Source organism: Bradyrhizobium sp. 134, from assembly GCF_023074155.1.
Classification (GTDB): Bacteria; Pseudomonadota; Alphaproteobacteria; order Rhizobiales; family Xanthobacteraceae; genus Bradyrhizobium.
In genome coordinates, this window is record NZ_JADPKX010000018.1 from 1 (window position 1) to 5,117 (window position 5,117).

The 5,117-nt window shown below is 57.9% G+C and carries 6 protein-coding genes and 1 pseudogene; 5 read left to right on the forward strand and 2 right to left on the reverse strand.

Annotation, left to right across the window (positions count from 1 at the left end; genetic code table 11):
- The 3 genes from IVA75_RS07565 to IVA75_RS07575 all read left to right on the forward strand — a co-directional run.
- Positions 1–233, forward strand: a 233-nt coding sequence (locus IVA75_RS07565) for a hypothetical protein (RefSeq protein WP_247290070.1), incomplete at its 5' end; no start/stop codon positions are given.
- A gap of 924 nt (positions 234–1,157) precedes the next feature.
- Positions 1,158–2,291: an ABC transporter permease subunit gene (locus IVA75_RS07570; RefSeq protein ID WP_247290073.1), complete on the forward strand. Its 1,134-nt coding sequence runs from the start codon at positions 1,158–1,160 to the stop codon at positions 2,289–2,291.
- Positions 2,276–2,665 carry an ABC transporter permease subunit gene (locus tag IVA75_RS07575; protein WP_247290078.1) on the forward strand — a complete coding sequence of 130 codons (390 nt, stop codon included), beginning with the start codon at positions 2,276–2,278 and terminating at the stop codon, positions 2,663–2,665. The genes IVA75_RS07570 and IVA75_RS07575 overlap by 16 nt, the downstream gene beginning before the upstream one ends.
- A 120-nt stretch (positions 2,666–2,785) precedes the next feature.
- On the opposite strand, the gene IVA75_RS07580 is transcribed toward IVA75_RS07575, so the two are convergent.
- Positions 2,786–3,061 (reverse strand): hypothetical protein, encoded by a 276-nt coding sequence (locus tag IVA75_RS07580; RefSeq protein ID WP_247290081.1) that lies wholly within the window; start codon positions 3,059–3,061, stop codon positions 2,786–2,788.
- Here IVA75_RS07580 and IVA75_RS07585 point away from each other — a divergent pair.
- Together IVA75_RS07585 and IVA75_RS07590 are read left to right on the forward strand one after the other, a co-directional pair.
- The gene (locus IVA75_RS07585; protein ID WP_247290080.1) at positions 2,942–3,247 is read left to right on the forward strand and encodes an Lrp/AsnC ligand binding domain-containing protein; all 306 of its coding nucleotides are present in this window, start codon (positions 2,942–2,944) and stop codon (positions 3,245–3,247) included. The genes IVA75_RS07580 and IVA75_RS07585 overlap by 120 nt on opposite strands.
- A 283-nt stretch (positions 3,248–3,530) precedes the next feature.
- Positions 3,531–4,166, forward strand: a pseudogene (locus tag IVA75_RS07590) (FAD-dependent oxidoreductase); the annotation flags it as partial.
- On the opposite strand, the gene IVA75_RS07595 reads toward IVA75_RS07590, so the two are convergent.
- Positions 4,156–5,117 (reverse strand): IS66 family transposase (locus tag IVA75_RS07595; protein ID WP_247358883.1); only part of this gene is annotated, 962 nt, incomplete at its 5' end. The pseudogene IVA75_RS07590 and the gene IVA75_RS07595 sit on opposite strands and share 11 nt — an antisense overlap.

The window sequence follows — 5,117 nt, forward strand, 5'->3', positions numbered from 1 at the left end:
ACATCGCGCTAATCCGCCACCGCCCAAAAAAACGAAACGGCGCCCCCCGGCAAAAGCCAAAACATAACCACCCCACCACTGATCCGTTGGTCAATCCAGAAATCCGCCGCATTGCTATCAGACTTGCGCGGAAGCGGATCCAACCCGCGCATGTCATCGCATGGTCATTCTGGCGCAGAGCTCACCAGGCTGCCGCTCAACGCGCCCACTTCAAATCAAAAAAGCAACTGTAATGCTAGGGCGCTACCAATAGTCCCGCACAGGAGAGTTGACACCAAACAACTCGAATCCGAAGAACAGCCTTCCCGCTCGTGGCGAAGCCGATCAAATCCGAGCTGTCTTGTTGCGAAAAACGGTCCCGCGAAGACGTACATGGAGCAGCTCAATCGAAACTCCCCGACGATATGCGGAAGCGGCGGGTGCGGTTGCTTCCTCGTATAGATGGTCAGTTCAGCTGACGGGTCTCGGGGCAGGAAAACGGTGGGTCGCGACCGTTGGGAGGCGGCGCTCGGCGTGTGCATTGTTCCGGACCCACTCGATCGTCCCCTTGAGGAACGGCAGTTGGTCCTCGGCGACCAAGGACAGCACCATTTTGACCAGGGCCAGATTAACCGCTGGAGGCGTGAGCGGCACCCCTTTCCCCAAATCGACAGTGAAGGTTCCGGCTTGGTCGACGGCTACGGAGCGACGCGATGTTCCACCTTGCTTCCATCGCGGCTAAGGGCACCTTCAGCAAACCCAAGCTGAGTCCGCCAGCAATTCTTGCCTCTTCCCTTAGTTCCAAGAAACACGGTGTATGTTAAGCATCGCTATAAGTGACGGTCGTATGTTGGCTAGACCTTCGTTGCAGCAGTCACACTCCTCGGCGGGTTTCAGGTGATCGTTGCCCAGAGCTGTCGAAATGACCTCCGCTTGCCTATGCGGCAAACGGCGGCCATGGCGAATGAAACCGCAGAAGCGGCGAGGCCGAGGCAGGAGAGATTCGAAGTCGTGTTACATCGAACGCTTACGCTGCTAGCTTTGGTATGGTCCTCTCGACCAATAGCAAGAATCGGGTGTAGCAAGGCCCCGCGACCAACGATTCTTGCGAAGCTAGTGACAGCGCTCCGGAAGGGACGCCGCTCGCGTTTTGCTTCCCATTTCGCCGGGATCGGGTGTTGCGTGTCCGCACAACCCTCATTGTACTTATCTTCGTCCCTTGGCTGACCAGCGGGTTGGTGCGCACCTATGCCTGGACCGTGATTCTCGGTGACCGCGGCTTAATCAACAATCTGCTGCTCAAGAGCGGCCTTATCTCCAGCCCGCTGGAACTCATTTACAATCGAATGGCAGTCTATATCGGAATCGTACACATCATGCTGCCGGTTATGATACTGCCCCTGCTCAGCGTCATGATGGGCATCGACAAGTCGTTGATGGCAGCTGCTCGCAGCATGGGAGCGCGGCCATTTGCTGCCTTCTGGCGTGTGTTCTTTCCGCTCAGTCTGCCGGGTGTGCGCAGCGGAGTATTGCTCGTCTTTGTCGTCTGCCTCGGCTTCTACATCACGCCCGCTGCTCTCGGCGGGTTGCGCGACGCCATGCTGTCCAATTTCATCGCGTCCCAGATCGCGACGTCCATCGACTTGGCCCCCATCGCCGCATCGGATTTCATCCTCCTGGGGATCGCCGCCGTCGCGCTGTCGATCTTTGGACTCGATCTTTCCACCCAACATGGCCTCGTTACGCAACAAGAGCGAAAATCCTGGCGCAGCCGGCTGCTGTCGTTCGGGAGTGTGACAGGCCATCTGGGTGAAGTCGCCGCTCCTTTCAAAGCCAAGCGATGGAGGGTCCAACTATATCAAGCCGCAGGTAACGGCCTCTGGTCAAAGGTGGTCGCCACGGTGTTTATCGTAGCCGTAATGATCTTTCTTCAGTACCCGGGCCTTATCGTCGTCGTCATGTCGTTTAGCGCCGGGGCTTTGTTGGAATTCCCACCCTCGGGGCTTTCGTTGCAGTGGTACCGCTCCTTCTTCGGTGACCCAACCTGGACCGATGCGTTCTGGACGAGCCTCGAAGTAGGTGTCATGGTTGGCCTTCTGTCTACCATCGTCGGCACGCTCGCAGCGTTCGGTCTTAGCCGTACGTCTCCGCGGCAGCGCTCATTTCTGACCATGGTAATCCTGACGCCGATTACCTTTCCGCTGATTGTCGTGGGCGTCGCGATCTATCTCGGGCTGGCCGAACTCGGACTTATCGGAACACGACTGGGTTGGTGCTGGCACATAGCGTCGGCTCGATGTGCTATGTCGTGATCATTGTCTCGGCAAACCTGTCGAATTTCGACCGGAGGCTGGAGCAAGCGGCAATGAGCATGCGAGCCGGCCCGCTGCGAACCTTCCTGCGAATCACGGTACCCTTGATCCGTCCCGGCATCATAGGTGGAGCTGTGTTCGCATTCATCCATTCCTTCGACGAGGTCGTCATCACATCTCTGGTCAGCGGGTATTCCGTTCGCACGCCGCCGCTGAAAATGTGGGAGAACATAAGCAACCAGATCGATCCGACGATCGCCGCGGTGGGATCGCTGTTGACGCTGCTGCCCGTGCTATGGCTCTTTGCGCTCTATCTCACGTGGTGGAAATCGAGATCGTTGGCCGAAAACGTCCGCCCGGAGTCCCTCGCTTAATACGTTGCTTACAAGAGACGACGGAAATCGACGCGATGGATACCGATAAGTTGACATGACAATCCTAGCCGAACTCAGCGCAAACGCGCGGATCAGCCAGACAGAATGAACCGAATGGGGCTATCCAGTACGGCAATTGCACGCCGCCAGCGCGCGTTGGAAGATGAAGGATACATTTTCGGCTATCAAGCGACGATTGACCTGAGTCGATTTGGCCTGAGCACCACCGTGCTCGTTCGAGTCACGCTCGACGGTCAAAGCGACGAGGCCTTGAAATTGTTCGAAATCGGCGTCCTCAAGGGCCCGTCTCTGGTGCGCTGCTTTCTGATGTCGGGAAGTGACGATTATCTCCTGATAGTGTTGGCGCGCGATGTAGAAGACTTCGAGCGAATTCATCGCACCGGTCGAATTTTGCCATACGTGAGATCGCCAATCGCGCAGTGCCTCCAATCATTTCGGAAAGCCGGGTCGCAATTTGCGAAAGTAATCGATAATTTTGTCGTAAAATACAGGGATTCGTCCACCCACGACTTTCTTTCCGGAATAGATGCTCCAGCTGGACCTTCAGCGCGAGGCCCTTAGCTCAGTCAATTTCAAATGACTTCGGTTAAACAAAAAATGCGTTCGGTTGGAGCGACGACGGTTCTGCTTCCCGTAGAGGGGAGGGCATTCGAATCCTCGAAGCGAAGCAGCGAAACCAGTCACCCTACATTTGTTTAGCAGGTTGCTGAGCTTGTTTGGAATCCTGCGTAGTAGATTCTAGAAACGTAAAATATCTGCACAATCTCTCCTATTCTTACCAACTTTGCAGGAAAACAAACACGGCGTTCTATTAGAAAAGGCTATCTCCATTCGGAGATAGCAAATGAAGGTCGGGGTTCCTAAGGAAATCAAGACACACGAATACCGCGTCGGCCTCACGCCCGCCGCCGTCCGCGAATATGTGGCTGCTGGTCATAGCGTAATCGTCGAGGCCAATGCCGGCGCGGGCGTCGGCGCAACCGATGACATTCATCGCAAGGCCGGCGCAGCCGTTGTTGACACCGCTCGTGAGCTGTTTGCATCGAGCGAGATGATCGTAAAGGTCAAGGAGCCGCAGTCTTCTGAATGGTCTCAGCTGCACGAAAAGCAGATCCTCTTCACTTATCTGCACTTGGCACCAGACGCCGAGCAGGCGAAGGGTCTCAAAATCCGGATGTACCGCAATCGCCTACGAAACGGTGTCGGATGCACATGGCGGACTTCCGCTGCTAGCGCCCATGAGTGAGGTTGCGGGTAGGCTTTCAACCGAGGCAGCCGGTACGGCGCTGAAGCGGCAGGCGGTCGCCGCCTGCTGATCGGCGGCGTGCCGGGTGTTCAGCCGGCTCGCATCGTGGTGATTGGAGGCGGCGTTGTTGGTACGCACGCAGCAAGAATGGCCGCGGGCTTGGGCGCTGAGCTCACGATCCTTGACCGTTCGATTCCTCGCCTTCGCGAGCTGGATGAATCGTTCAAAGGACGTAAGCGCGTAGCCGCAACCCTGACGTTTTGCGGAATCGCCACGGCATGAGGTCTTCGATGCGGCTATGGGGATGGCCGTCGATGATCGTGTCGAGTGTTTCGGCGAGGTGGGCGGCCGGGTTGATGTCGTTGAGCTTGCAGGTGGCGACGATCGACGCGAGCAGGGCCCAGTTTTCCGCGCCGACTTCATGACCGGCGAAGAGCGCATTTTTTCTGGTCAGGCAGACTGGCCGCATGGCGTTCTCGACCGGGTTCGTGTCAAGCTCGAGGCGCCCGTCTTCGAGGAAGCGGGTCAGCCCTTGCCAGTGGTTGAGCGCGTAGCGGATGTCCTCGGCGAGCGTCGAACCACTGGAGATCATCGACAGCTGCTTCTCGAACCACGGCTTTAGCGCGGCGACGATGGGCAGCGCGTGCTCCTTGCGCGCGGCCAGCCGGATGTCCGGCGATGAACCGCGCACTATGGCTTCGATGGCGTAAAGCTGTGCGATGTGCCGAATGGCGGCCTCGGCGATCGGCGATTTGCTATTGCGGGCCAATTTGACGAAGCGTCGGCGCAAGTGGCTCCAGCAATGCACGAGCGTCCAAGGCCCTTGCAGTCGAGCGACTTCGGTCAGTCGATCATAACCGTCATAGGCATCGCATTGCAGGAAGCGTCCGCCAAAGCCATCCAGGAACTGCTCAGCGAAGGCACCGCTGCGACTGGGGGCATATCGGAACAGCACGATCGGCGGACTTGGGCCGCTGTGGCCGCGGTCGTCTGAGGCAATCGCCCAGAAGTAGCCTTTCTTCGTTTGGCAGCGCCCCGGATCGAGTACCGGCGCCTTGGTCTCGTCCATGAACAGCCGATCCGCCATGGCCAGGTGGTGGCGCATGTGTTCCGCGATGGGCTGAAGATGGAAGCAGGCGCGGCCGGACCAGTTGCCCAGTGTCGCCCGATCAAGCCGGATGCCCT